The organism is Streptomyces sp. CB02959 (genome assembly GCF_002803155.1).
Taxonomy (GTDB): Bacteria; Actinomycetota; Actinomycetes; order Streptomycetales; family Streptomycetaceae; genus Streptomyces.
In genome coordinates, this window is the sequence record NZ_NNBP01000013.1 from 32908 (window position 1) to 57620 (window position 24713).

Consider the following 24713-nt stretch of genomic DNA (forward strand, 5'->3'; position numbering starts at 1 on the left):
CTCACGATGGCCGCCTCCACCCCCGCCGGTGCCGGTTCCCGGTCCACGACGCGGCACCGCCTGCGCACCTGGATGCTGCAAGGGGTGGCCGACATGGGCAAACACCAGCGTGCGGAGCCGGAAACCGGCCACCACGGACAACGGTGGTGGCGCGTGATGTGCCTGACCGGCGTCGACTACTTCTCGACCCTCGGCTACCAGCCCGGCATCGCCGCCCTGGCCGCCGGGCTCCTCTCACCCGTCGCCACCCTCGTCCTCGTCGCCGTCACCCTCGCCGGCGCACTCCCGGTGTACCGCCGCGTCGCCAGGGAGAGCCCGCACGGCCAGGGCTCCATCGCCATGCTGGAACGGCTGCTGTCCTTCTGGAAGGGCAAGCTGTTCGTCCTCACCCTCCTCGGCTTCGCCGCCACCGACTTCCTCATCACCATCACCCTGTCGGCCGCCGACGCCGCCACCCACCTCGTCGAGAACCCCCACGTCCACAGCGCGCTCCAGGGCCGGCAGATGATCGTCACGCTGATCCTGGTCGCGCTGCTCGGCGCGGTCTTCCTCAAGGGGTTCCTCGAAGCGATCGGGGTGGCCGTCGTCCTCGTGGGCACCTACCTCGCGCTCAACGCCGTCGTCGCGACCGTCGGTGTCTGGCACGTGGTCACCGCCGGCCACGTCGTCACCGACTGGACCCGGGCACTGACCATCCAACACGGCAGCATTCCGGCCATGGTCGCGGTGGCCCTCCTCGTCTTCCCCAAACTCGCCCTCGGCCTCTCCGGATTCGAAACCGGCGTCGCGGTCATGCCCCATATCGAAGGCGACCCCGACGACACCGAAGAACGCCCCACCGGACGGATCCGAGGCGCCAAGAAGCTGCTCACCACCGCCGCCGTCATCATGAGCGTCTTCCTCATCATCACCAGCTTCGTCACCACCCTCCTCATCCCGGCCCCCGCCTTCAAACCCGGCGGATCCGCCAACGGCCGCGCCCTCGCCTACCTCGCACACGAATACCTCGGCTCCGCCTTCGGCACCGTCTACGACGTCTCCACCATCGCCATCCTCTGGTTCGCCGGCGCCTCCGCCATGGCCGGCCTGCTCAACCTGATGCCCCAGTACCTCCCGCGCTACGGCATGGCCCCCCACTGGGCCCGCGCCGTCCGCCCCATGGTGCTGGTCTTCACCGCCGTCGCCTTCCTGGTCACCTGGATCTTCGACGCCAACGTCGACGCCCAGGGCAGCGCCTACGCCACCGGTGTCCTCGTCCTCATCAGCTCCGCGGCCATCGCGGTGACCATCGCCGCCCGCCGCGCCGGGCAACGCGGCTGGGCCATCGGATTCGCGGTCATCTCGGTGGTGTTCCTCTACACCACCGTCACCAACGTCATCGAAAGGCCCGACGGGGTGAAGATCGGCGCCTGCTTCATCGCCGGCATCATCCTGCTCTCCTTCACCTCGCGGCTCGCCCGCGCCTTCGAACTGCGCGTCAGCGACGTCATCCTCGACGACACCGCCGCCCGCTTCGTCCGCGACATCGCCCAGCGCCGCATCCGCTTCATCGCCAACGAGCCCGACCAACGCGACCTCGCCGAATACCGCGACAAGGCCCAGCAGATCCGCGCCGACAACGACATCCCCCCGGAAGACGACCTGGTGTTCGTCGAAGTCACCATCCGCGACCCCTCCGAATTCGAAAGCGAACTCCACGTCCACGGCTACGTCATGCACGGCCGCTACCGCGTGCTGTGCCTGGAGAGCTCCACCGTCTCCAACGCCCTGGCCGCCCTGCTGCTCTACGTCCGCGACAGCACCGGCCAACGGCCGCACATCTACTTCGAGTGGACCGAGGGCAACCCCTTCGCGCAGTTCCTCCGCTTCTTCCTCTTCGGCCAGGGCGAGGTCGCCCCCGTCACCCGGGAAGTGCTGCGCGAGGCCGAACCGGACCGCAGCCGACGACCCCGCGTCCACGTCGGCTGAACACCGGACCCGCCGCCGTCACCCCAGTCCCGGAATCCCCGAGATCACCAGATCGATCAGCTTGATGCCGACGAACGGCGCCACCAGACCGCCCAGCCCGAAGAACGCCAGATTCCGGCGCAACAGGTCATGCGCCGAAGCCGGCCGGTACCGCACCCCGCGCAGCGCCAGCGGAATCAGCGCCACGATCACCAGCGCATTGAAAATGATCGCCGAGGTGATCGCCGACGTCGGACTGTGCAGCTCCATCACATTCAGCGCGGACAGCCCCGGATACACCCCCGTGAACATCGCCGGAATGATCGCGAAGTACTTGGCCACGTCGTTGGTGATCGAAAACGTCGTCAACGCGCCCCGGGTGATGAGGAGTTGCTTGCCCACCTCGACGATCTCGATCAACTTGGTCGGGTTGGAATCGAGATCGACCATGTTCCCGGCCTCCTTCGCGGCGGACGTACCGGTGTTCATCGCCACCCCGACGTCCGCCTGCGCCAGCGCCGGCGCGTCATTGGTCCCGTCACCGGTCATCGCCACCAGCCGGCCGCCCGCCTGCTCCCGGACGATCAACGCGAGCTTGTCCTCCGGCGTGGCCTCCGCCAGACAGTCGTCCACCCCGGCCTCCCGCGCGATCGCCGCGGCCGTCAGCGGATTGTCGCCCGTGACCATCACCGTCCGGATGCCCATCCGGCGCAACTCGGCGAACCGCTCCCGGATCCCCTCCTTCACCACGTCCTTGAGATGCACCACCCCCAGCACCCGCGGCCCCTGCCGATCGTCCACCGCGACCAGCAGCGGCGTCCCGCCGGACGAACTGATCGCATCGCTGAACAACCGTGCCTGCGCCGGCACTTCACCACCCCGCTGCGCCACCCACTCGATGATCTGCGCGGCCGCCCCCTTGCGGAGCACCACCTCGCCCGGATACTCCGAAGGCCGCCCCGCCCCGCCTGCGACACCGGCCGCCCCGCCCGTGGCCCCACCCGCCGACCCGGCACCCTCCGACCAGCGCAGATCCACCCCGCTCAGCCGCGTCCGCGCACTGAACGCCACGTACCGGACGAACGACAGCTCCTTCTCGTCCGGCGCCCGCAGCCCGTACTTCTCCCGGGCCAGCGCCACCACGGAACGCCCCTCCGGCGTCCCGTCCGCCAACGACGACAGCGCCGCGGCATCCGCCAGCGCCAGCTCGTCCAGCCCCGGCAACGGCACGAACGCCACCGCCTCCCGGTGACCGAGCGTAATGGTCCCCGTCTTGTCGAGCAGCAGCGTGTTGATGTCCCCCGCGGCCTCCACCGCGCGCCCGGACATGGCGACCACGTTGCGCTGCACCAGGCGGTCCATCCCGGCGATCCCGATCGCCGACAGCAGCGCCCCGATCGTCGTCGGGATCAGCGTCACCAGCAGCGCCACCAGCACCGCCGTCTGCTGCGCCGCCCCCGCATACGTCGCCATCGGCTGCAGCGCGACGACCACCAGGATGAAGATGATGGTCAGCGCCGCCAGCAGGATGTGCAGCGCGATCTCGTTCGGCGTCCGCTGCCGTGCCGCCCCTTCCACCAGCGTGATCATGCGGTCCAGGAAGGAATGCCCGGCCCGTGAGGTGATCCGTACGACGATCCGGTCCGAGAGCACCGTCGTCCCGCCCGTCACACCGGACCGGTCGCCGCCCGCCTCACGGAGCACCGGCGCCGACTCCCCGGTCACCGCCGACTCGTCGACACTCGCCACCCCCTCGACCACCTCGCCGTCCGCGGGGACCGTCTCACCGGCCGCCACCAGCACGAAGTCGAACGGCCGAAGATCGGACGCCGGAACCGTCTCGGTGACGGCACTGTCCAGGTGGACGCCCACCCGCCAGTTGTCCCGCAGCAGCCGGGCCGTGAGATCCGTCCGGGCCCGCCGCAGCGACGCCGCCTGCGCCCGGCCCCGGCCCTCCGCGACCGCCTCCGCGAGCTGCGCGAACAGCACCGTCAGCCACAGCCAGCCGCTGATCACCCAGCTGAACACCGACGGATGCAGCACCGCGGACAACGTGGTCAGCAGCGAACCGCAGGCCACGACGAAGAGCACCGGATTCGCGGCCAGCGCCCGCGGATGGAGCTTGCGCAACGCCTCCGGCAAGGCCGTCAGCAGCACCCGCGGATCGAACAGCCCGGCCGGCGCCCGCCGTCGCCGCCCGCGGTGGCCCCCGCCGCCGGACACGCCCCGGGCGGGGACCCCGCCCGCGCCGGGCGCCGGAGCCGCCGGCGGGGTGGTGGGAACACGGGACGGGGCAGCAGGCATGCGAATGCTTTCTGGACGAGCGGGCACGGGGAAGAGGCCGCGGAGACGCCGGACCGGGACCTGCGCATGAGGCATCAGACGGCCTTTGACCTGCGCATCCGCCGTCCATGACCGTCTCCCGGCCGGAACCGAATCTAGGGCCTCGCCCACCGGCGCAGGCCCGGCCCCGAACGGAATTTGCGGCTCTCTTACGGCCCTGGCCACGGCTTGCCATCAGCGGCACCCGGACCGGCCCTCGGACGGGCTCCCGGACTGGTCTCCGGACCGGTTCCGCCCACCAGGCGGACGGGCGGCACGGGGTCGCCCGGAGGTAGCCTGAATCCACTGCTCCTGCTCGTCCCCGAGCGCAGGGGAGGAACGATGACGACGCCCACGCGGCCCATGGCGGCACCAACCCCGAGCCTCCGCCCCAGCAGAGCCGACGCCCCGCGTTACGTCCCCATCGCCGAACACGGCCTGATCGGCGATATGCGCACCGCCGCCCTCGTCGGCACCAACGGCACCATCGACTGGTACTGCTGCACCCGCTTCGACGCCCCCAGTGTCTTCGCCGCGATCCTGGACGCCGACCGCGGCGGGGCCTTCGAACTCGGCCCGGACGTACCGGCCCGCACCAAGCAGTTCTACTTCCCCGACACCAACATCCTGATCACCCGCTTCTTCGCGGACAAGGGCGTCGGCGAGGTCCAGGACTTCATGCCGATCGTCGGCGACCCCCGCGAGGCGAGCCGGCACCGGCTGATCCGCCGGGTGCTGTGCGTCCGCGGCTCCCTCCCGTTCTCCGTACGCGTGGCACCCCGCTTCGACTACGGCCGGCAATCGCACACCGTCCGCACCCACCACAGCGGCGTGACCGTCTTCGACTCCCCGGAGCTCTCCCTCGCCCTCACCTCCAGCGTGCCCGTCGCACCGGACGGACCGGACGCCCGCGCCTCCTTCACCCTCGCCGAGGGCGAAGCCGCCGTCTTCGCCCTCGACCGCATCGGCGACGGCATCGAGCCCAGGTTCTGCGCGGTCCGGGAGGCCGAGCAACTCTTCGGCGCCACCGTGCGCTACTGGCGCAGCTGGCTCGCCCGTTCCCGCTACCGCGGACGCTGGCGGGAGATGGTGCACCGCTCCGCGCTCACCCTCAAACTGCTCACCTACGCACCGACCGGCGCCATCGTCGCCGCCCCCACCACCAGCCTGCCCGAGCAGATCGGCGGCGAGCGCAACTGGGACTACCGCTATGCCTGGGTCCGGGACGCCGCCTTCTGCATCTACGCCCTGCTCCGCCTCGGCTTCACCGAGGAGGCGGAGTCCTTCGTGCACTTCCTGTCCACGAAGGTCTGTCCGAAGGACTGTGCGCACGGCCCGCTCCAGATCATGTACGGCATCGACGGCCGCAGCGAACTCCCCGAAGTCGAACTCCCGCACCTGGAAGGCCACTTGGGGTCCGCGCCGGTCCGTATCGGCAACGCCGCCGTCAGTCAGCTCCAACTCGACATCTACGGTGCCCTCATCGACTCCCTCTATCTCTACGACAAATGGGGGCAGCCGCTCTCCAGTGAGCACTGGGACACCGTCTGCGGCCTGGTGAACTGGGTGTGTGACAACTGGGACCAGCCGGACGAGGGCATCTGGGAGACGCGCGGCAAGATCCAGAACTTCCTCTATTCACAGCTGATGTGCTGGGTGGCCATCGAACGGGCCATGCGGATCGCCCGCCACCGCGGTCTGCCCGCGGACATGCCCCACTGGTCCCAGGCGCGCGACGCGATCTACCGGCGCATCATGGAGCGCGGCTGGTCCACCGAACTCCAGGCGTTCGTCCAGTACGAAGGCGCCGACGTCCTGGACGCCTCGGTCCTGATGATGCCGCTGGCCAAATTCATCTCGCCGACCGACCCGAAGTGGCTCTCCACCCTGGACGTGCTCGGCGAAGAACTGGTCTCCGACTCCCTCGTCTACCGCTACGACCCCAAGAACAGCCCCGACGGGCTCCGCGGCGAGGAAGGCACCTTCTCGATCTGCTCGTTCTGGTACGTGGAGGCGCTCTCCCGCGCCGGCCGGGTGGACGAGGCCCGGCTCGCCTTCGAGAAGATGCTCACCTACGCCAACCACGTCGGCCTCTACGCCGAAGAGATCGGCTACACCGGCGAACAGATCGGCAACTTCCCCCAGGCGTTCACCCACCTCGCCCTGATCAGTGCGGCGTTCAACCTGGACCGGGCCCTCGGCTGACACGACCGGCAGACCCGGGACGGGGACGGAGGCGGGGGCGAAGGCGGCGGCGGTGACGGGATGGGCGTGCGCCCAGGTGGTCGGCCGCCGAGCCGTGCCGCGCCACCCCGGTCACCCTGCCTCACACCTCGCGCCTCACGCCTCGATCGCCGTCCCGCACCCCGTCCGGCGAGCGGTCCCGATGATCGAGGGGGAAGCCGGGTTCGGTCTGCCGTTGGGACGGAAGTCGAAGCGGCGCACGGTCTCGATCGTGAAACCCGCCCTGCGGATGGCGGCTTCGGTGTCCCGCGTGAGATTGCACCCTCCACCGGCCAGTCGCCACAGCGGGTTGAGAATCCGCTGCCGCCGGTGGGCGCCTGGTTGCTGCGCCCGGACGTGTTCGTAGAAGCGCAGTTCACCGCTCGGTTTGAGGACCCGCCGGGCTTCCGCGAGCGCGGCGGGTACGTCCGCGATGGTGCACAGGACCAGCGAGAACACCGCCACGTCCATGCTTGCGTCGGCGAGCGGCAGCCGCTCGGCCCGGCCGGGCAGCACCTCCACGGGTACGGTCGCCTGCGACGCGGCCCGTACGGCGTGGTCCCGGAGCCGGGGCTCGGGCTCGACCGCGACGATCCGTGCCACCTCCGGCGGATAGTGCCGGAAGTTCGCTCCGGTGCCCGCCCCGATCTCCACCACGCTGCCGCGGATCCCCGACAGCAACTCCCGGCGGTGGTCCAGCGAACCGTGTGCGTCCGCATAGGCACTGATGCGTGGATAGAGGCGTGCGAAGAGGGGGTGTGAAACGTTGTCCGCCATGCCGGGCTCCCCGTGGGTGTGTGGGGCGTGGGTGGAGGAAGGCGTCCGCCGCCGGTCGCTGTCACCTCCTCTGCTCATGGTCGTTTCCCGCCCCTGGGTTGATTGGCGGGGGGAATGCCACCGTCAGGTACGCGTTTGCCTCGTCAGTCGTCGCCGGGGAGCAGGTGCTGGTTGACCTGCCGGAACGCCCAGGTGCCGTTGGTGTGGGTGAACACCCACACCAGGTCGAAGCGGTCGGGCCACTCGTCGGGGACGTCGGTGTCGGACGCGCCGAGCGCGGAGACGATGTCGGGGATGCGGCTGTGCTCCCAGCAGATCAGCACGGGCCCGGTGGCGGAGAGGGCGGCCTTCGCGAGGTTGCCCTCCTCGGACTCGGCGTAGTCGGTGTCGACCTTCAGGCCCATGTGACGGGCGAGCGGGGTGACGGTCTGTCGCATCCGGTGCGCGCCGGCGTTCGGGCCCTGGTCGGTTGCGGCGTAGATCGTGCGCGGGCGCTGGATGCCGGCCGGGAGCGGCTTTCCGGCGGGCGGGTCGAAGAGCTTGGGCAGCGCGTTGGCCCGGTCCCAGCCGCGCTGGGTGAGCGACTTGTGGTCCTCGTGGCCGTGTTCGTCGATACCGGGGTGGTGCTTGTCGGGCTTCTCGCCGTGCCGAATGATCATGATCACGGTGGAGTTCCCGGGGGTGGCCTTCCCGGCGCCGTGTGGGCTGAGGGCGGCGGCAGCCCCCTTGTGGCCACCGCAGGCCGCGAGCACCGCCGGGGCTGCCGCGGCCAGGCCCGCCAGCACCCATCGGCGCCCCACCAAGGGGCGGTCGGCGGCGGAGGACGCGGCGGCGGATGCGGGGATGGGTGACATGTCGTCGGATGACCGGGAGTGCGGCATGTGCACAGTCTCCTTCGTGCAGTAGAAGGGTGGGGGGTGGTGCTGCGGCAGTAGAGCACGCCTCTGTGAGGATGCCCGCCCGGCGGCGCCGTCAAGGTGCAGATGGGTGGAGGGGTGAGGTGTGCGGGGTGGCGCTACGAGGGGAGGGCGTCCAGGGCGGCTTGCCAGGGGAAGGCGCTCCGCTCCGCGGACTTCGGTGGGTGCGGTACGAACCCGTCGCCCCCGAGCAGCACGGTGACGCCGGCGGCCCGCAGGGTGGCGACGCTCCCGGCGGTGGCTGGGTGCGCGTTCTGCGCGGCGTTCCAGCACGGTAGCGCGACCGTCGGGATCCGCAGGCCGATCGCCTCGGTCAGCAGTCCGAGCGCCAGCGTGTCGGAGATCCCGGCGGCCCACTTGTTCAGGCTGTTGCAGCTGAGCGGGGCGGCGAGGATCGCGTCCGGTGGCGGCAGCACGTCCTCCTGACTCGGGAGTTTGTACTGGTGGCGGACGGGGTGTCCGGTGAGTTCGGTCAGCGCCTCGATCTCGCCGTCGGCGTCCTCGGTCGCCCATCGGTAGGCGGCGGGCGTCAGTACCAGGCAGACGTCCCAGCCGGCGGTCCGGGCGGCGCGGAGGGGGATCTCGATGCGGCGGGCGGGAGGGGCGGCGCAGGCGATCACGTACAGGGTCCGAGTCGTCGTCACCCGAGCAGTCCACAGCGCCCGGTGGGCGTCCGCAAGGGTGCGTCCGGCGGTTCCCCGGAGGCCGCGGGCGGGGCGCCGGGGGCCGCGGCGCGGTGCGGACGTCGTCGGGGAGCGGGGCCGTGCAGGGTCGGGCGGGGCCGGTCGGTGTCAGCCGTCGGCGAGTTGGCGCACGTGCTGGGCGACGTCCTCCCACACCGGTTCCGGCAGGTCGTGGCCCACTCCCGGCAGCGGGATGAAGCGTGCGCCGGGGATGCGGGCGGCGACCGTGCGGCCCGCCGACGGCTTGACGAGGGGATCGTCCAGACCGTGCAGGACCAGGGTCGGTGCGGTGATGCGGCCGATGGCGGGTCCGCTCCACTGCGCGCCTATCTGGCGGCTCTGGCTGCGGGCGTCCCGGACACCCGGGTCGGGGGTGTCGGCCAGCATCGCCCTGATGGCCTGCTCGTCGAAGGGGTGGGCGGGGGAGTGGAGGAGGCGGGCGAGCGCCACTCCCGCCTCGATGGGCCCTTCGAGGGCGTGGGAGCGCCCCATGCGGGCGAGTCGGGCGAGGGTGCGCAGCCGGATGTGGCGCAGGGTGGCCAGGCCGGCGGTGTCACCGGGGACGGCCGAGACGGAGGTGAGGGTGCGGACGCGCCGGGGATGGCGCAGCGTGATGCGCTGGGCGACCGTGCCGCCGAGCGACTGGCCGAAGAGGTGCGCGGAGTCCCAGCCCAGGGCGTCCAGTACGGCGATGGCGTCGTCGGCCATGTCCTCGGCGGTGTAGGCGTCGCCGCGTTTGCGCAGGAGGGCGGTGATGGGGTTGGTGCCGGTGGTGGGTGGCAGGTGTGTCGATTCGCCCGCGTCGCGCTGGTCGTAGCGGGCGACGGTGAATCCCCGGGCGGCCAGTGTCCGGGCCAGGCCGGTGGGCCACCAGTGTCGGGCGACGCCCAGGCCGGTCACCAGGAGGAGGGGCTCCCTATCGGCGTCGTGGGGCGGCAACCGGTCGTAGGCGACCCGGACTTCACCGTTGCAGGCCCACTGGGTCGGGCTCCATACGGGGGGCGGGACCTTGGACGTCATCGTGTTCCCTTCTGCCTGTGCCGGCGCCTGCGTCCGTGCCTGCGCCCGCGCCTTCGCAATACTGCGAACGATGTTCGCAGTTATGGAGCTATAGTTATCAGCGCAGGGTCGGGTTGCGGAAGGGGCAGGTGAAGTTCGATGACGGGCAAGGGGGATCAGGACGCGGAGGCCGTGCTGGTGTGGCAGCGGCCCGAGCGGGGCGCGCGGGGGCCCGCGCCCGAGCGGAGCCGGGAGCAGCTCGCCGCGGCCGCGATCGGGCTCGCCGACGCGGGTGGGCTGGCCGCGGTGTCCGTCCGGCAGGTGGCCAAGGAGCTGGGCACCGGGCCCGCGTCGCTCTACCGGTATGTGGCCGGACGGGACGACCTGGTGGACCTGATGGTGGACGCCGTGACCGGCGAGATCGACCTCGCTGTCGAGCTGACCGGGGATCCGGCGGCGGACCTGGTCGCGTTGGCCGCCCGGACGCAGGAGGTCCAACTGCGGCATCCGTGGCTGCTGGAGGTGGCGCCGGAGGCCATGCGGGTCGGGCCGCGGGGGCTGGACTACCTGGAGTTCGCGCTGTGTGCGCTGGAGCCGGCGGCGGGCCTGACCGGGCAGGGCAAACTGGAGGCGGTGGCCGTGCTGAACGCCCTGGTCGCCATGTTGTCCGGGGTCGAACTCCGTGCCCGCCGGTCGCCGACGGGCCGACAGGCGGCGCGGTCCGCCTATCTGGGCACGGTGGCCGGACGGGGCGGACATCCGCTGCTGGCACGGGCGTTGGCCGGGGGAGCGGCGGGCGCCCCGGCCGGTGGGAACCGGCCCCGCGCCGGGGCCCCCGTCGAGGCCGGAGCCCACTTCGAGCGGGTGGTCCGACGGGTGCTGGCGGGCCTGCTGGCACCGGAGCCGCCGAGCTAGTACCCGCCGCACCTCACCGCCGTGCGGGCTGCCTCGGCCGCCGGATCCCCGGTGCCCGTAGGGGCGGCGAGGTCAGGCCGGTGTCCCGGCGGTGGTCCGGGCGTAGTGCTCGGCGATCTCGTCGCTGGTCGTCAGCCACACCCCGGGGTGCTGGGCGATGTGCTCCAGTGCCTGGTCCAGGTACTTGTGGCGGAACGGCTGGTTGATGACGAACGGGTGCAGCACCAACGACATCACCCGGCCGCTGTCCGCCGCGTCCTCGTACAGCTGGTCCAGTTGGTCCCTCAGTCGCCAGATTCCCACCCGCGGACCGTAGTCGCGCCAGCCGTAGTTGAGCGGGTCCGGGGCGAGTCCGGCGGTGCCGGGGAAGATGCTCGTCGACGGGCGGTCGACCTGGTAGTGCTCGACGTTCAGTCCGACGTAGAAGGCGATCCGGGCGCCGCCGGGCCAGGAGATCGGGTCCCGCTCGGTGATCGGGCTGTAGTCGAAAAGCTGGTTGTCCATGGGGGTTTACCTCGTACCGGTTGTGGTTCGGTGCTTCCGTGCTCCGTATCGTCGAACCCTCACATTGATGTGAGGGTCAAGCGGCGCCCGCAAGTGAGGCCGGTCACATGCGGATACGAGGTCCTCGGGCCTCGGCTACGGGCGGTGGACGCAGGCCGCGAGGCCCGCGCGCCGCTGCCAGCCGAGCGATTCGTACAGTGCGCGGCCCTCGTGCGTCGCGCCCAGGATGCCGAGCGTCGCCCCCTCGGCCGCGGCGTGGTCGGCGAGCGTGCGCATCACGAGGCTGCCCAGACCGCGCCGGCGGTGCGCCTCCTCGGTCACCACCTGGTCGACGATCGCGGCCGGGCCGAGGACTGCCATCTGCCCGGTGGCGGCGAACTCGCCGTGCGCGTCGTGCACCCGGACGTAGGTGACGCCGTCCGCGGCTTCCACGGTCGTGCGGTAACCGTCCGGCGCCACCGGGCGGGTGGTCCGGAGCTCCGTGCTCATCAGGTGCCCCGACTCCTCCTTGTCCGCCACCCAGCCCTCCGGGAGCCAGGCGTCCGCCGTCTCCGTCTCCACGGGCAGTTTCAGCCAGGTGTGCGGGGCGGTCGCCGACGCGGCGGCCGCGCGCACCGAACCCTCGTCGGGGTCGGGCAGGACGTGGCGGCCCACGTGGTTCGGGCGGCCGACGTCGATGTAGAGCCCCCAGGGGTGTTCGACCGCCCGCGGGCATTGACGCGAGACGACCCAACCGGCCGCCCAGATCCTGACGAGTTCCGGAACCATCGAACCCTCCCCGAGTAAGTGCCACGCAACGGCAGTGGACATTACATCGTCGAGGGGAGGGCGGCACCCTTTTTTGCGACCGTCGCAGCGGCGGGCCGCGAGGACCCCGCCAACGCGGCCGCGGCTCCGGACTCCTGACGGGCCCTACCGCTTCCCGTCACCGGTCCCGACACCGCCCGCGATGAGCAGGTGCCGGGGCCCGCGCAGGATGGGGCTGTGCCGGTACGGCGGCGGGTCCTCGACCAGGCGCGGACCATCCAGACGGCGCAGCAACTCGGCCAGCGCGACCTGCGTTTCGAGGCGGGCCAGCGGAGCGCCGAAGCAGTTGTGGACGCCGCTGCCGAAGCCGAAGTGCTGGTTGTCCCGACGGGCCGGGTCGAAGTGGTCGGCGTCCTCGAACCGCAGCGGATCCCGGTTGCCGGAAGCCAGGATCAGGAACAGCGGGGCGCCCTGGGGGATGGTCACCCCGCCCACGTCGACGTCGGTCAGCGGCGTGCGCTGCGGCAGCATCTGGACCGGCGGCTCGTACCGCAGCAGCTCCTCCACCGCCGACGGCATCAGCTCCGGCTCCCGGCGCAGCCGTTCCAGCGCGTCCGGATGGCGCAGCAGGGTGAGCATGCCGTTGGTGATGAGATTGACCGTCGTCTCGTGCCCCGCGATCATCAGCAGGGTCAGCGTCGTCATCAACTCCGGCTCGGTGAGCCGCCCTTCGGGCCCGTCGTCGTGCACCAGGGCGGAGATCATGTCGTCGGCCGGGTGCTCCCGCCGCCGCTCGGCCAGCGCGCCCAGGTAGCCGCCCATCGCGGCCCGCGCCTCCGCGCCCGCGCGCTGCCTCCCCTGCGGATCGTCTTCGGGGGAGCGGTCCAGGGAGGCGATGATGGTGTTCGTCCAGCCGCGGATCTCGGGCATGTCCTCCCGGGGGACGCCCAGCAGCCGGCAGATCACGGTGACCGGCAGCGGGTAGGCGAAGTCGTCGACCAGGTCGATCCGGTCCCGGCCCTGGAGCCCGTCGAGCAGCTCCCGGGCGATGTCCACGAGGTCGTCGTGCAGCGCGTCGATCCGGCCGGGGGAGTGCGGCGGGCCGAAGGGGCGCATCGCCAGCCGGCGGAGCCGGTCGTGTTCGGGATCGTCGATGCCGATGAAGGACGGCGGGAGGTCCTTGGGGCGACCCGACAGATCGGGGACGGTGCGCAGGCGCACGTCCGAGCTGATCCGCGGATCGTGCAGCAGCGCGGCGATCTCGTGGTACGTGCCGACCAGGTAGCCGCCGTCGTTCTGCCGTGCCACGCCGTGCTCACGGAGTTCGGTGTAGAGCGGGTACGGGTCGGCGCGGCTGGCGTAGGCGTTGATCCGCTCCAGCAGGGTCTCCGTGGACATGCGCGGGGCTCTCCTTGTCAAGGGGCAGGGGCAGGCGGCGCCCGGTGCGGCGGTCAGGCCATCGGGCGCACCACGGCCAGTCGGCGGTCCGGCAGATGACCGGTGAGCGCGACGGTCGGGCCGTGCGAGAGCACCTTCGGGTCCGGGACGTCGGAGGGCACGACCTTCGGGGACGCGGGCCGGTCGGCGGCGCCCGGCTCGGGCGGGAACGGCGCCGCGGTCTCGATCAGACGCCGGTAGTGCTCCAGCCACTTGGCGCGGTTGACGCTGACCGCGGCGGTGACCCGGCCGCGGTACCCGTAGACCACGACCAGCCGGCCCTCCTCGACGGAGCCCTGGGCGATGGTCACCTGGTCCGAGAAGGTCGGGACGCCGACGGACTTGATGTTCAGCCCGAACTGGCTGGACCAGAAGGCCGGCACCGCCAGGTGCGGGCGCCGCAGCGGGCCGGGGTTGACCATGTTGTGCGCCGCCACCTCCGCCTGCTCCACGGCGTTGCCCCAGTGCTCCAGCGCCAGCATCTGGTACTCGAAGAGCGGATGCGGAAAACGGGCCACGTCCCCGGCCACGAACACGTCGTCGGTGACGATCCCGTACATGTCGAAGGCCCGGCACCCGGCGTCGCAGGCCACGCCCCGCGGGCCCGCGGCGAGCCCCGTGTCCTTGAGCCACTCGGTGTTGCGGACGGCGCCCAGGGCGACCACCGCGACATCGGCGTCGATCCGGCTGCCGTCGGAGAGTTCGGCGCCGGTCAGCCGCCCGTTGCTGCCGGTGAGCGAGGTGACCGTCACCCCGCAGCGCAGATCGACGCCGTGCGCGCGCTGCAACCGCGCGGCGAACGCCCCCAGCGCGCCGCCGAGCGCCCCGACCAGCGGCGCCGGTCCGCGCTCGGCGACCGTCACCTCCAGACCGCGCTCCCGGCAGGCGGAGGCGATCTCCGAACCGGTGAACCCCGCCCCGATGACCAGGACCCGGCGCGGCCCGGCGTCCAGACGCTCGGCGAGCCGACCCGCGTCGTCGAGCGTCCGCACCGTCAACACCCCGTCCAGGCGGGCCTCTTCGGGATGCGGCCAGGGCCGGGCGCGGGTCCCGGTGGTGATCAGCAGCCGGTCGAACGGCAGCCGCTCGCCGTTCGCCAGCAGCACGTCCTTCGTGGCCGGGTCGAGCCCGCTGGCGCGCACCCCCAGCTTCCACCGCGCGTCCACCGGGCGGCGGGCCGGCAGGCCGACATCCGCCGCGGTCACCTTGCCAAGCAGCACCTGCTTCGACAGCGGCGGTCGGTCGTACGGCGGATGCGGCTCGTCGCCGACCAGGGTCAGGTCCCCGGTGAAGCCCTCGTCCCGCAGGGTTTCGGCCGCCCGCAGCCCGGCCAGGGACGCGCCGACGATGACGATCCGTCCCTTCTTCAGCTCAGCGGACATCGGCACCCGCTCCGGCCACGGCCTCCGGGCCGGCCTGGGCGCCGACGAGGATGGCCTGTACCGGGCAGGCCGCGACCGCCCGGCGCACCCGCTCCGCCTGCTCGTCCGGGGGCGCGGGGGAGTAGCGCAACGCCTCCTCGCCGTGCAGCTCGAACACCCGCGGCGCGAGGAACACGCACTGCGCGTACCCCTGGCACCGGTTGAGGTCGACCACGATCTGCATTCCGCACCATTCCTCCGCGCGAGCCGTCCCCTCCGTCCTACTCGCCTCGGGCGGGCGGCGCGGGCGGTGCTGGGCCGGAGGGGTGTGCACGGGGAGTGAGGGCGGGGCGGCGGTGGTCGACCAGCGGAGCGGAGGGGGCGCGGTCGCCCATCGGCGTCGGGCCGTTCCCGTCCCCGGTCCGGCTGAGAATGCCCGCCGGCCGGCGGGCCCGATTTTCCGGTGCCGCCGCCGAATACGCTCCGGACCCTTATGGCGCAGCATATGAATACGGGACGGCGGGTAGGTTTCGGAAGGTCGAAGGTCACGGGAACGGCAGTGCCGGGCTCGGGTGTGCGGCGGCGGAATCAGGCGTTCCGGATGGCGTTTCCGGTGTGTCCGGGGTGCGCGGGAGATCCGGTCATCGGGTACGGGGTATCCGTATTGACCCGGATTCGCCCGCGACATCCAGCATCGGTCGAAACGTGATTAACGTAACGCTCGATTCGGGCCGCGGCCAAAAACTTTGCGATCATTTCAACTTAACTTGTCTCCTCCGCCCCGGGCATGAGATGGGATGGAGTGGAACGCTGCCCTACGAAGTGTGAGGAACCACGGGATGCCCTTTGCTCTGCCTGGAAATCTGGCCGCACCAGGGAAGGGGCAAGGGCAATCCAGACTCTATGTCCTGGACGGACTGCGCCTCGTGGCGGCGCTGATGGTCCTGGCGTATCACTACATCACCCTCCGTGATGGCTGGGGCAATGATCCGCATGCGATCTCGCCGACGATCTACCACCTCTCCCAATTCGGCTGGCTGGGCGTCGAAGTCTTCTTCCTGATCAGTGGATTCGTCATCTGCATGAGCGCCTGGGGGCGTTCGCTCGGCGACTTCGTGAAATCCCGGGCCTCCCGCCTCTATCCCGCGTACTGGGTCGGGGTCCTGCTGACCGCGGCCGTACTCATGCTCTGGCCGCGGATCCGCAGTGCGGACAATCTGGAAACAGTGCTGACAAACCTCACCATGCTGCAGCAGGGCGTGGGGGTTTCCGACCTCGACGACGTCTACTGGTCCCTCTTCGTCGAGTTGAAGTTCTACCTGCTCTTCGCCCTCGTCGTGTACCGCGGTGTCACCTACCGCAGGTGCGTGCTCTTCTGCGGGCTGTGGACGGTCGCCGGAGTCGTCGCGCTCAAGGCCGACAGCAACTTCCTTTCGGTGTGGGCGATCGCCCCCTACTCGCCCTACTTCATCGCGGGCATCGCCTTCTACCTGATGCACCGCTTCAAGCCCACACTCCTGCTCTGGGCGATCGTCGCGGTCGAATTCCTGCTGGCCCAGCACTACGTCCGCGGCCGCCTGATCATGAACGTCGGAGCCAAGGCGAGCATGGCGCACGGCTGGCCGGCGCGGGTGGGCGTCATCCTGGCCTTCGCCGTCATGGCGGCCATCGCCCTCGGAGTATTCGACAAGGTGCGGTGGCGCTGGCTGCTGACCGCCGGCTCGCTGACGTACCCGCTGTATCTCCTGCACATGTACATCGGGTTCACCCTCATCGACCTGCTGCGCAACAAGATGCCGGCGCCGGTCCTCCTGCTCTCCATCGTCGCCTTTATGGTGGCGCTTTCCTATGCCGTGCACCGACTGGTGGAACGCCCTCTGGGGAAATGGTTGCGCAATGGAATCCAAAAGGGACTCCAGGAAATGCGCCGGAATTCCAAGAGTCAAGCGGCAAAGGAATCCGATACCGCCGGAGCGGGCCCGGATGCCCACCAGAATTCCACCGCCGAGAACTATCGAGTGGCAACGCAACGACCGTCCCCGTGACACCGTGACGGGGTGACCGCGAACCGGCCCGCGCCGCCCGGCCCCGTTCCCCGCTGATTGCGATTTCGGTGGGGAACGGGGCACTCTTGCGTCATGTCATACGTACGACTCGAAGCGTGGATCGGCGGGGAGTGGCTGGAGGTGGGCGCGGTGAGCGTCACCGTGGAGGAATCCGCGCTGACCCTGTCGTTCGAGCGCCAGCGGACCGAGGCCGGGTACCGGAGCATGATCTGGGAGCCGCTGGAGCATTTCCTGCGGGAGTACCGCGAGGAGCCGATCGTGGTGGTCCCGCTGGGCCGCAGCCTGCCCTTGATGTACGCCCCCGGAGCGGCCGGACCCTTCCGGCTGGCGGAGGTGACCGAGTGACGGAGAGGGCCGCATGACGGCGTGACGGAGCGTGACGGGGGGCGTGCGCGCCCCCCGTCACTGCTTCACCGCACCGATTCGGCGGGCGGGCGCTCGCGTACCGCGCCGTAGGCGAGGAAGTACGCCGGAACCCGGCTCAGCCACCGCGAGGTGGTGAGCCGCTCGGCCACCCACTGGGCCCGCCGCGGGTTCCCGAACGGCGCCTGGCCGGCCAATACCGGTGCGATGACCCGGGAGTGCGCGAGCCGCTGCAACCGCTGTGTCAGCGCCGCGGTCGGCCACCGGCGGCGCTGCACGGCACGGACGTCCGGCAGGCCGACCGCGCCGGCCCGCAGCGGCCCGACCAGATGCCGCGCGGCCGCCACCGCGTCCTCCACCGCGAGATTGATGCCGATCCCGAAGACCGGCGACATCGCGTGCGCCGCGTCGCCGATGCACAGCAGTCCCGGGCGGTGCCAGCGCCGCAGCCGGTCCAGCCGCACGTCCAGCAGTTTGACCTCGTCCCAGGAGCCCAGCGCCCGCACCCGGTCGCCGAGCCAGGGGGCGGCCGAGGCGAAGTTCACCATGAACGCCTCCAGGCCGGCGGCGCGCCGCGCCTCGTCCGTGCCCTTGGGGATCAGCGCGGCGCACTGCCAGTAGTCCCCGCGGTCCATCAGGGCGGTGAGCAGCCGGTCGCCGACGCCGCCCACCAGACCGTGCGGATCGCCGTCGTACCGCGGCAGCCGGAACCACCAGGCGTCCATGGGGCAGCTGAAGGCCCGCAGCCCGAGTTCGGGCAGGGACCGGGCGAGTGAACCCCGGCCGTCGCAGGCCACCGTGAGCGTCGCCCGCAGTTCGCCGGTCCGGCCGTCGGCCGTGCGGTACCGCACCCCCGTCACCCGGCCGCGCTCCTTGAGGAACGACGTCACCTCGGTGCTCATCCGCACGGAGAACGACGGCTCGCGCCCGGCCTCGTCCGCCAGCAGGTCGAGCAGGTCCCACTGCGGCACCATCGCGACGTAGTTGAACCGGCCGCCCAGCGCGGCGATGTTGCCCACGGTCATCAGGGAGCCGTCCGGCCCGAGCGGCAGCTGAACGGTCGTCACCCGCCGCTGCGGCAGCCGGGCGAACCGTTCGCTCAGCCCCAACTCGTCCAGCAGCGCCAGCGTGGACGGGTGCACGGTGTCCCCCCTGAAGTCGCGCAGGAAATCCCCGTGCTTCTCCAGGACCGTCACCGCCACCCCGGCCCGCGCCAGCAGCAGCCCGAGCACCATTCCCGCCGGTCCGCCGCCCACCACACAACACGTCGTCCGCTCCACCACAACCGCTCCCTTCCAAGGCGACCCGGGCCCGGCGCTCGCGCAGCCACCGGCACAGATACCCCGGATCGCACCGGAAGTCAGCCGTGGCGTCCGCCGTCCGTCGAGCGCCGCACGTCGCACAGGGCGTGGTCGATCAGCTCCGTCGTGGCCCTGATCTGGCGGATGGCGGTGTCCGGGTCGCCGGGGCGGCTGTGCAGGGAGACGGTGACGGCGGTCCGGCCGTCGGGGGTGGCGGCGGGCCAGAGCAGGTAGCCGTAGCCGTCGCCGCTGTGCCCCCAGTACCCGCCGCCGCAGGTCAGCGGGAACCAGGACAGGCCCAGCCCGTAGCGGCGGCCGGGCGGGGTGGCCGGGTCGCCGGGCACCGCCACCGTGCGGCGCATCTCGGCCAGCTGCGCGGGGGCCAGCAGCCGGCCCTGGACGAGCGCCGCGAAGAACGTGTTGGTGTCCGCCGTCGTGCTGATCAGCGCACCGTCGGCGTTCCCGTCGAAGGGGAGGTAGGCGAGGGTGGTGTCGATCATCGGGGCGCCGGGGGCGAACTGCTGGTAGTTGACGGCGTGCGGGCGGGGGAGGTACGGGTCGTCGCCCGGCGCGAAGGTGTGCGTGAGGCGGAGCGGGCGCAGGATCCGCGCCCGCACCTCGTGCTCCCAGGAGCGGCCGGTGACCGCCTCGATCACCATCCCGGCCAGGATGTAGTTGGTGTTGGAGTACTTCCAGCGGGCCCCGGGCTCGAAGGTCGGCGGGTGGCGCAGCGCGAACGCGACGCGCTGCGCGGAGGTGTACGTCGTCCAACGGCTGCTGCGGTACTCGGTGGCGCTGGGGTGCGGGGCGACCTCGCCGATGTAGTCCGGCAGGCCGCTGGTGTGCTGCAGCAGCTGACGCACCGTGATCCGGCGCCCGTCGTTGCCGTGGCCGCGCACCACGCCGGGCAGCCACCTGTCCACCGTGTCGTCGAGCGACAGCCGTCCCTCGCCCACGAGTTGGAGCACCACGGTCGCCACGTACGTCTTGGTGTTGCTGCCGATCCGGACGTATCCGCCCGGGGGGACGGGCCGTCCGGTGGACAGGTCTCCGGTACCGCTGCGGACGGTGCGCGTCTCGTGGCCGGTCGTCAGCCGGACGGAGACGCCGGTGACGCCGGTGTCGCGGAGCGCGTCGGCGTCCTGCTGGAGCCGGGACGGGGAGGCGGTGCGCTCCGGGGCGTCGGCCCGCGCGTCGGGGGTGAGCCCGCCGAGGAGTGCGGTGGCGGTGAGGAGCGCGGCGGCCGCCCGGCCGGAGAGGCGCCGTACGGCCGCCCGTGGGGCACACCAGGACCTGGATTCGCGGACGTTCACGATCATCGGCATGCGGCCACCGTAGGGACGATCGGGGCTGGTGGGACATGCTGCTGGCCGGAGTGGTGGGGGTGGGGTTGTCCCCCTGGGGGACAGCGCGCACGGTATTCGGCGCTACCGCCGGGAACGTAACCCGTCATATCCGCCTCTTGTGTGGTGGGTCGTCACAACGGCCCTTTGAACAAGGGGAGGAAACAATGTCCGAGCAAGTGAAGAAGAACGGGCGCGCGGCGCGGGGGATTTTCGGGCGTCGGAGCGTCGGCCGCTTCGCCGCGGTGGGTGCCATGGGCGCGGCCGTGGCCGCAATGGCCGTCACCCCGGCGTTCGCCAAGGGCAGCGCCACCCTCAGCGCGTCGCCGGGCACCGTCAAGGTCGGCCAGGCCGTGCACCTCACGGGGCACGGTGACAGCGACGCCCTCCGGTACGGCGAGTTCTGCGCTCAGCAGCGGGTCGGCACGCACGGCGCCTGGCACACCGTCAAGTGCGGCAAGGTCGTGTCGATGGACGGCGGCGAGGCCAAGGTCGACGTGAAGGTGAAGGCCGCGCACCGCGGTGTCCTGCAGTTCCGCGGGGTGCTCTTCGGCGTCGACGGCCCGCACGGCGGTCACCCCCGTGCGGACTTCGACACCAGCGTGCGGACCGTCCACGTGCGCTGACCCGGCCGTGGCCGGTGCCACCCGGCGGCCGTCGGCTGCCGGGTGGGCACGGTGAAGGCAGGCGGACCAGGTCCGCCGAAACGGTCGCCGCTCCCGGGTGGGAGCGGCGACCGCCTGCTGTCAGCCGCGGCCGTCGGACGGCTGCGGAAGGTCGCCGTCCCAGGGTGTGAGCACCCGGTTCGGGCGGATCGGCAGATGCCGGTGGCGGACGCCGGTGGCGTGCCAGACCGCGTTGGCGACGGCCGCCGCGGCGCCCACGATGCCGACCTCGCCGATGCCCTTGATGCCCACCGGGTCGTCCTCGTCCGGGTCGTCCACCCAGTCCGCCTCGATGAGCGGCACGTCGGCGTTGGCGGCGACGTGGTAGCCGGCGAGGTCGGGGGCGACGTGGGCGCCGCTGGCCACGTCCCGGACCGCCTCCTCGTGCAGGGCCATCGAGAGCCCCCAGACCATGCCGCCGACGAACTGGCTGCGCGCGGTCAGCGGATTGACGATCCGGCCGGCGGCGAAGACGCCCAGCATCCGCCGGACCCGCACCTCGCCGGACAGGGGGTCCACCGCGACCTCGGCGAACTGCGCGCCGAAGGCGTGCCGTTCACGGGGCGGCAGGGCGCCGATGGCCTCCGTGGTGTCCGACCGTGCGGTGATGCCCTCCGGGGGAACGTCGCCGCCGAGCGCGAGTTGCTCGCGCAGCGCGCGGGCCGCGAGGTCGACCGCCCAGGACCAGGAGCGGGTGCCCGCCGAGCCGCCGGCGAGCATCGCCGGGCCGAAGTCGCTGTCGCCGATCCGGACCGTCACCCGGTCCGGCGTCACCTCCAGCGTGTCCGCGGCGACCAGGGTCAGCGCGGTCCGCGCCCCGGTCCCGATGTCCGCGGCGGTGATCCGCACGGTGAAGGTGCCGTCCGCCTCGGCCGTCACCGCCGCCGTGGACGGACCGGCCAGGGTGGGGAACGAGGCGGCCGCGGTGCCGGTCCCGAGCAGCCAGCGCCCGTCGCGGCGCACCCCGGGACGCGGATCGCGGTCGGCCCAGCCGAACCTGCCGGCGCCCTCCTCGAAGCAGGCGAGGAGCTTGCGGCTGCTGTAGGGCAGCCCGGAAACGGGGCCCACCGTCGGCTCGTTGCGGGCGCGCAGGGCGATCGGGTCGATGCCGCACTTCTCGGCGAGCTCGTCGAGCGCGCACTCCAGCGCGAACGAGCCCGGCGCCTCGCCCGGCGCGCGCATGAAGGTGGGGGTCGGCACGTCGAGCCGGACCACGCGGTTGACGGTGTGGTGGGCGTCGGCGTCGTACATCGCCCGCGCCACGTCGGCGCTCCGCTCGACGAACTCGTGCACCGTCGAGGTCTGGTTCAGCCCCTGGTGGTCCAGGGCCCGCAGTCGGCCGTCCTGGTCGGCGCCGAGCCGGACCCGCTGTGCGGTGGGGCTGCGGTAGCCGATCAGCGAAAACATCTGACGTCGCGTCAGGACGACCCGGACCGGGCGGTGCAGGATCGTCGCCGCCATGGCCGCCGCCACCTGGTGGGCGCGGGTGCCCTTGGCGCCGAAGCCGCCGCCGACGTGCTCGGAACGCACCCGGACCGCGGACGCGTCCAGCGAGAACAGCCGCGCGAGTTCCTGGGCGACGAAGATGCTGCTCTGATTGGAGTCGACGACTTCGAGCCGGCCGCTGTCCCAGTAGGCGGTCGCGGCGTGCGGCTCCATCGGGTGGTGGTGCTCTTCCGGAGTGGTGTACTCCGCGTCCACCACGACCGCGGACGCGGCGAGTTCGGCCGCCAGGTCGCCCTTCTCCTGCTCCGCGGCGGCCCGCGGTGTGCTCTCCGGGAGGTACGTGCTCGGGTGCCCGGTGGCGAACACCACGTCGTGCGGTTCCGCGTCGTACTCGACCACCAGTGACTCGGCGGCCTCCCGTGCCTGCTCGGAGGTCTCGGCGACGACCAGCGCCACCGGCCAGCCGGCGTAGGGCACCCGGTCGTGCTGGAAGATCTGGAGCGCCGGGTCGGGCGGCCCCATCGGGCCGACGTAGTCCGACTCCAGGGGTTGGGCGTTCCCGTGGTGGAGCACGGTCAGCACGCCGGGCATGGCCAGGACGGGCGCGGTGTCGATCGAGCGGATCCGGCCGCGGGTGACGGTGGACACCACCAGCCAGCCGTGGGCGAGTCCGGCGAAGGGGATCTCGGCGGCGTAGCGGGCCGCGCCGGTGACCTTGTCCCGGCCCTCGATGCGGGTGTGCGCGGTGCCGACGGCTCCGCTCACCGGGATGGTGCCGGTCGTCGTGGTGGTCATCGGGTGGTCTCCTCGGTCCGCCGGGTCTCCTCGGCCAGCTCGGTCAGCACGGCGACGACGAGATTCCGGATCAGCGTCACCTTGTAGGCGTTGCCGGGCAGCGGCTCGGCGGCGGCCAGTTCGGCGTCCGCGGCGGCGGCGAACGCCTCGGCGGTGGCCGGCCCGTCGATCAGCGCGCGCTCGGCCGTGTGCGCACGCCACGGTCGGGACGCGACCGCCCCGAACGCCAGCCGGACGTCGCGGACCGTGCCGTCCCGGACGTCGAGGGCGGCGGCCACCGACCCGATGGCGAAGGCGTACGACGCCCGCTCGCGCACCTTGCGGTAGTGGGACGCGGCGGCGACCGGCGCGGGCGGCAGAGTGATGCCGGTGATCAGCGCGCCGGCCGGCAGTGCGGTCTCCCGGTGCGGGGTGTCGCCGACCGGCAGGTAGCACTCCGCGAGCGGCACCGCACCCGGCCCGTCCTCGGTGGCGTAGTGGACGACCGCGTCGAAGGCGGCAAGCGCGACGCCCATGTCCGAGGGGTGGACGGCCACACAGTGCGGGGAGGCGCCCAGGATCGCGTGGTTGTGGTGCTCGCCCTCGACGGCCGGGCAACCGCTGCCGGGGAGCCGCTTGTTGCAGGGCCGGGCCAGGTCGGTGAAGTACGCGCAGCGCGTCCGCTGGAGGAGGTTGCCGCCCACCGTGGCCATGTTGCGCAGCTGTCCGGAGGCGCCGGCCAGCACCGCCTGCGTCAACGCCGGGTAGCGGCGCCGCACTTCGGGGTGGGCGGCCAGGTCGCTGTTGGTGACCGTCGCCCCGATCCGCAGTCCGCCGTCGTCGGCGACCTCGATCCGGTCGAGCGGCAGCTCCCGCACGTCGACCAGCAGCGCGGGCCGCTCCACGCCGCTCTTCATCAGGTCGACGAGGTTCGTGCCGCCGCCGAGGTAGCGCGCCTCGGGCTCGGCGCCGAGCAGCGCCAGCGCGCCCGGTATGTCGGACGCCCGCCGGTAGTCGAATTCCCTCATGCCGCACCCACCACGTTCGTCTCGTCCGTCGGACCGGCGACCTGTGCCGAGTCCTCCGCTGCCCGCGCGACCGCCTGCACGATCGACACGTAGGCGCCGCAGCGGCAGAGGTTGCCGCTCATCCGCTCCCGGATCTCGTCGGCGGTCAGCGGCGGAACGCCCGCTTCCGGCCGGACGTCGGCGGTGACCGCGCTGGGCCAGCCCGCGGCGTGCTCCTCTATCGCGGCGATGGCCGAACAGATCTGCCCGGGCGTGCAGTAGCCGCACTGGTAGCCGTCCAGGTCCAGGAACGCCTGCTGCACCGGGTGCAGCCGGTCCCCGTCCGCGACGCCCTCGATGGTGGTGATCTCCCGCCCCTCGGCGGCCACCGCCAGCTGGAGGCAGGACACCGCCCGGCGTCCGTCGAGCAGTACCGTGCAGGCACCGCACTGCCCCTGGTCGCAGCCCTTCTTGGTGCCGGTCAGACCGAGCCGCTCGCGCAGCGCGTCGAGCAGGGTGGTGCGGTTGTCGACGGGCAGCGTGTGCTTCTCGCCGTTGATCGTCAAGGTGATGGCACCGGCCGTCGATGGGGCCATGGGCTCAGCCTTCTTTCAGGTCTCGCGTGTCGAGGGGTGCGGTGGGCCCCGGTCGGGGCCGCCGGTCCCCGCGGGCGGTCGGCGGACCGGACCGACCCCGCCGGGCGGTAACGGCCGGGCGGAGTCGGGTGGTCCTGGCGGAGGTGCGGTGCGTCGCGGCGTCGTGAGAGCGGTGCGGGAGGATGCGGTGGGCGGGACCCGGTTCGCGGTGGCCGTCGGGCTCCCCGACCGGCCTCATCCGCCGTTCGTCAGCCGCTATGGTGGTCCTCAAGCGGACAGCTGTCCGCTACGGTTGAAACTTAATGGACAGGTGTCCGGTT

21 protein-coding genes are annotated in these 24713 nt (G+C 72.0%); 6 read left to right on the top strand and 15 right to left on the bottom strand.

Features of this window, described 5'->3' with window-relative positions; genetic code table 11:
• Nucleotides 1–6: 6 nt before the first annotated feature.
• The gene (locus CG747_RS21395) at nt 7–1968 is read left to right on the top strand and encodes an APC family permease (RefSeq protein WP_100603407.1); all 1962 of its coding nucleotides are present in this window, start codon (nt 7–9) and stop codon (nt 1966–1968) included.
• Nucleotides 1969–1986: 18 nt separating this feature from the next.
• Here the strand turns inward: CG747_RS21395 and kdpB are convergent, their stop codons facing one another.
• Nucleotides 1987–4251, bottom strand: coding sequence for a potassium-transporting ATPase subunit KdpB (gene kdpB / locus CG747_RS21400; protein ID WP_374701802.1), 2265 nt, complete (start codon nt 4249–4251; stop codon nt 1987–1989).
• Nucleotides 4252–4611: 360 nt separating this feature from the next.
• Here kdpB and CG747_RS21405 point away from each other — a divergent pair, with 360 nt between their 5' ends.
• Nucleotides 4612–6474 (top strand): glycoside hydrolase family 15 protein, encoded by a 1863-nt coding sequence (locus CG747_RS21405; protein WP_100603409.1) that lies wholly within the window; start codon nt 4612–4614, stop codon nt 6472–6474.
• Between the two features lie 135 nt (nt 6475–6609).
• Here the strand turns inward: CG747_RS21405 and CG747_RS21410 are convergent, their stop codons facing one another.
• The 4 genes from CG747_RS21410 to CG747_RS21425 all read right to left on the bottom strand — a co-directional run bounded on the left by CG747_RS21410 (nt 6610) and on the right by CG747_RS21425 (nt 9889).
• A complete protein-coding gene (locus CG747_RS21410; protein ID WP_100603410.1) occupies nt 6610–7269 on the bottom strand; it encodes a class I SAM-dependent methyltransferase in 660 nt (219 codons plus the stop codon).
• Between the two features lie 143 nt (nt 7270–7412).
• Nucleotides 7413–8150: a hypothetical protein gene (locus CG747_RS21415; RefSeq protein WP_100603411.1), complete on the bottom strand. Its 738-nt coding sequence runs from the start codon at nt 8148–8150 to the stop codon at nt 7413–7415.
• 134 nt (nt 8151–8284) lie between these two features.
• A complete protein-coding gene (locus CG747_RS21420) occupies nt 8285–8830 on the bottom strand; it encodes a flavoprotein (RefSeq protein WP_100603412.1) in 546 nt (181 codons plus the stop codon).
• A 147-nt stretch (nt 8831–8977) separates the two neighbouring features.
• Complete coding sequence (locus CG747_RS21425; RefSeq protein WP_100603413.1) at nt 8978–9889, bottom strand: alpha/beta fold hydrolase; 912 nt, start codon at nt 9887–9889, stop codon at nt 8978–8980.
• A 138-nt stretch (nt 9890–10027) separates the two neighbouring features.
• Between CG747_RS21425 and CG747_RS21430 the strand changes: the two genes are divergently transcribed.
• The gene (locus CG747_RS21430) at nt 10028–10783 is read left to right on the top strand and encodes a TetR/AcrR family transcriptional regulator (protein ID WP_100603414.1); all 756 of its coding nucleotides are present in this window, start codon (nt 10028–10030) and stop codon (nt 10781–10783) included.
• 72 nt (nt 10784–10855) lie between these two features.
• Here the strand turns inward: CG747_RS21430 and CG747_RS21435 are convergent, their stop codons facing one another.
• The 5 genes from CG747_RS21435 to CG747_RS21455 form a co-directional block, all read right to left on the bottom strand.
• Entirely contained in the window at nt 10856–11287 is a 432-nt protein-coding gene (locus CG747_RS21435; RefSeq protein ID WP_100603415.1) for a hypothetical protein, read from the bottom strand.
• A gap of 135 nt (nt 11288–11422) precedes the next feature.
• A complete protein-coding gene (locus CG747_RS21440) occupies nt 11423–12055 on the bottom strand; it encodes a GNAT family N-acetyltransferase (protein WP_100603416.1) in 633 nt (210 codons plus the stop codon).
• Between the two features lie 144 nt (nt 12056–12199).
• Nucleotides 12200–13432 carry a cytochrome P450 gene (locus CG747_RS21445; RefSeq protein WP_100603417.1) on the bottom strand — a complete coding sequence of 411 codons (1233 nt, stop codon included), beginning with the start codon at nt 13430–13432 and terminating at the stop codon, nt 12200–12202.
• A 53-nt stretch (nt 13433–13485) separates the two neighbouring features.
• Nucleotides 13486–14853 carry an NAD(P)/FAD-dependent oxidoreductase gene (locus tag CG747_RS21450; RefSeq protein WP_100603418.1) on the bottom strand — a complete coding sequence of 456 codons (1368 nt, stop codon included), beginning with the start codon at nt 14851–14853 and terminating at the stop codon, nt 13486–13488.
• Nucleotides 14843–15076, bottom strand: coding sequence for a ferredoxin (locus CG747_RS21455; protein WP_100603419.1), 234 nt, complete (start codon nt 15074–15076; stop codon nt 14843–14845). Before CG747_RS21455 ends, CG747_RS21450 begins: the two co-directional genes overlap by 11 nt.
• Nucleotides 15077–15671: 595 nt before the next feature.
• Here CG747_RS21455 and CG747_RS21460 point away from each other — a divergent pair.
• Both CG747_RS21460 and CG747_RS21465 read left to right on the top strand, forming a co-directional pair.
• Complete coding sequence (locus tag CG747_RS21460; protein WP_257980584.1) at nt 15672–16877, top strand: acyltransferase; 1206 nt, start codon at nt 15672–15674, stop codon at nt 16875–16877.
• A gap of 93 nt (nt 16878–16970) precedes the next feature.
• Entirely contained in the window at nt 16971–17243 is a 273-nt protein-coding gene (locus tag CG747_RS21465) for a hypothetical protein (protein ID WP_100603420.1), read from the top strand.
• 65 nt (nt 17244–17308) lie between these two features.
• On the opposite strand, the gene CG747_RS21470 is transcribed toward CG747_RS21465, so the two are convergent.
• A complete protein-coding gene (locus tag CG747_RS21470) occupies nt 17309–18541 on the bottom strand; it encodes an FAD-dependent oxidoreductase (RefSeq protein WP_100603584.1) in 1233 nt (410 codons plus the stop codon).
• Nucleotides 18542–18621: 80 nt separating this feature from the next.
• Nucleotides 18622–19887, bottom strand: coding sequence for a serine hydrolase (locus tag CG747_RS21475; RefSeq protein ID WP_257980585.1), 1266 nt, complete (start codon nt 19885–19887; stop codon nt 18622–18624).
• 185 nt (nt 19888–20072) lie between these two features.
• On the opposite strand from CG747_RS21475, the gene CG747_RS21480 reads away from it, so the two are divergent.
• Entirely contained in the window at nt 20073–20531 is a 459-nt protein-coding gene (locus tag CG747_RS21480; protein WP_100603421.1) for a hypothetical protein, read from the top strand.
• 120 nt (nt 20532–20651) lie between these two features.
• Here CG747_RS21480 and CG747_RS21485 read toward each other — a convergent pair whose 3' ends face one another.
• Genes CG747_RS21485 through CG747_RS21495 form a run of 3 tightly spaced genes read right to left on the bottom strand, consistent with a single transcriptional unit; the run spans nt 20652 to nt 24393 of the window.
• The gene (locus CG747_RS21485) at nt 20652–22811 is read right to left on the bottom strand and encodes a xanthine dehydrogenase family protein molybdopterin-binding subunit (RefSeq protein ID WP_100603422.1); all 2160 of its coding nucleotides are present in this window, start codon (nt 22809–22811) and stop codon (nt 20652–20654) included.
• Nucleotides 22808–23818: a xanthine dehydrogenase family protein subunit M gene (locus tag CG747_RS21490; RefSeq protein WP_100603423.1), complete on the bottom strand. Its 1011-nt coding sequence runs from the start codon at nt 23816–23818 to the stop codon at nt 22808–22810. The genes CG747_RS21485 and CG747_RS21490 overlap by 4 nt, the downstream gene beginning before the upstream one ends.
• Complete coding sequence (locus tag CG747_RS21495) at nt 23815–24393, bottom strand: (2Fe-2S)-binding protein (RefSeq protein WP_100603424.1); 579 nt, start codon at nt 24391–24393, stop codon at nt 23815–23817. Before CG747_RS21495 ends, CG747_RS21490 begins: the two co-directional genes overlap by 4 nt.
• Between the last annotated feature and the right edge of the window lie 320 nt (nt 24394–24713).

Coding starts and splice junctions, on each gene's coding strand:
- CG747_RS21395 (WP_100603407.1), top strand. CDS start 7: ATGGCCGCCTCCACCCCCGCCGGTGCCGGTTCCCGGTCCACGACGCGG.
- kdpB (WP_374701802.1), bottom strand. CDS start 4,251: ATGCCTGCTGCCCCGTCCCGTGTTCCCACCACCCCGCCGGCGGCTCCG.
- CG747_RS21405 (WP_100603409.1), top strand. CDS start 4,612: ATGACGACGCCCACGCGGCCCATGGCGGCACCAACCCCGAGCCTCCGC.
- CG747_RS21410 (WP_100603410.1), bottom strand. CDS start 7,269: ATGGCGGACAACGTTTCACACCCCCTCTTCGCACGCCTCTATCCACGC.
- CG747_RS21415 (WP_100603411.1), bottom strand. CDS start 8,150: ATGCCGCACTCCCGGTCATCCGACGACATGTCACCCATCCCCGCATCC.
- CG747_RS21425 (WP_100603413.1), bottom strand. CDS start 9,889: ATGACGTCCAAGGTCCCGCCCCCCGTATGGAGCCCGACCCAGTGGGCC.
- CG747_RS21430 (WP_100603414.1), top strand. CDS start 10,028: ATGACGGGCAAGGGGGATCAGGACGCGGAGGCCGTGCTGGTGTGGCAG.
- CG747_RS21435 (WP_100603415.1), bottom strand. CDS start 11,287: ATGGACAACCAGCTTTTCGACTACAGCCCGATCACCGAGCGGGACCCG.
- CG747_RS21440 (WP_100603416.1), bottom strand. CDS start 12,055: ATGGTTCCGGAACTCGTCAGGATCTGGGCGGCCGGTTGGGTCGTCTCG.
- CG747_RS21445 (WP_100603417.1), bottom strand. CDS start 13,432: ATGTCCACGGAGACCCTGCTGGAGCGGATCAACGCCTACGCCAGCCGC.
- CG747_RS21450 (WP_100603418.1), bottom strand. CDS start 14,853: ATGTCCGCTGAGCTGAAGAAGGGACGGATCGTCATCGTCGGCGCGTCC.
- CG747_RS21455 (WP_100603419.1), bottom strand. CDS start 15,076: ATGCAGATCGTGGTCGACCTCAACCGGTGCCAGGGGTACGCGCAGTGC.
- CG747_RS21460 (WP_257980584.1), top strand. CDS start 15,672: ATGCCCTTTGCTCTGCCTGGAAATCTGGCCGCACCAGGGAAGGGGCAA.
- CG747_RS21465 (WP_100603420.1), top strand. CDS start 16,971: ATGTCATACGTACGACTCGAAGCGTGGATCGGCGGGGAGTGGCTGGAG.
- CG747_RS21475 (WP_257980585.1), bottom strand. CDS start 19,887: ATGCCGATGATCGTGAACGTCCGCGAATCCAGGTCCTGGTGTGCCCCA.
- CG747_RS21480 (WP_100603421.1), top strand. CDS start 20,073: ATGTCCGAGCAAGTGAAGAAGAACGGGCGCGCGGCGCGGGGGATTTTC.
- CG747_RS21485 (WP_100603422.1), bottom strand. CDS start 22,811: ATGACCACCACGACGACCGGCACCATCCCGGTGAGCGGAGCCGTCGGC.
- CG747_RS21490 (WP_100603423.1), bottom strand. CDS start 23,818: ATGAGGGAATTCGACTACCGGCGGGCGTCCGACATACCGGGCGCGCTG.
- CG747_RS21495 (WP_100603424.1), bottom strand. CDS start 24,393: ATGGCCCCATCGACGGCCGGTGCCATCACCTTGACGATCAACGGCGAG.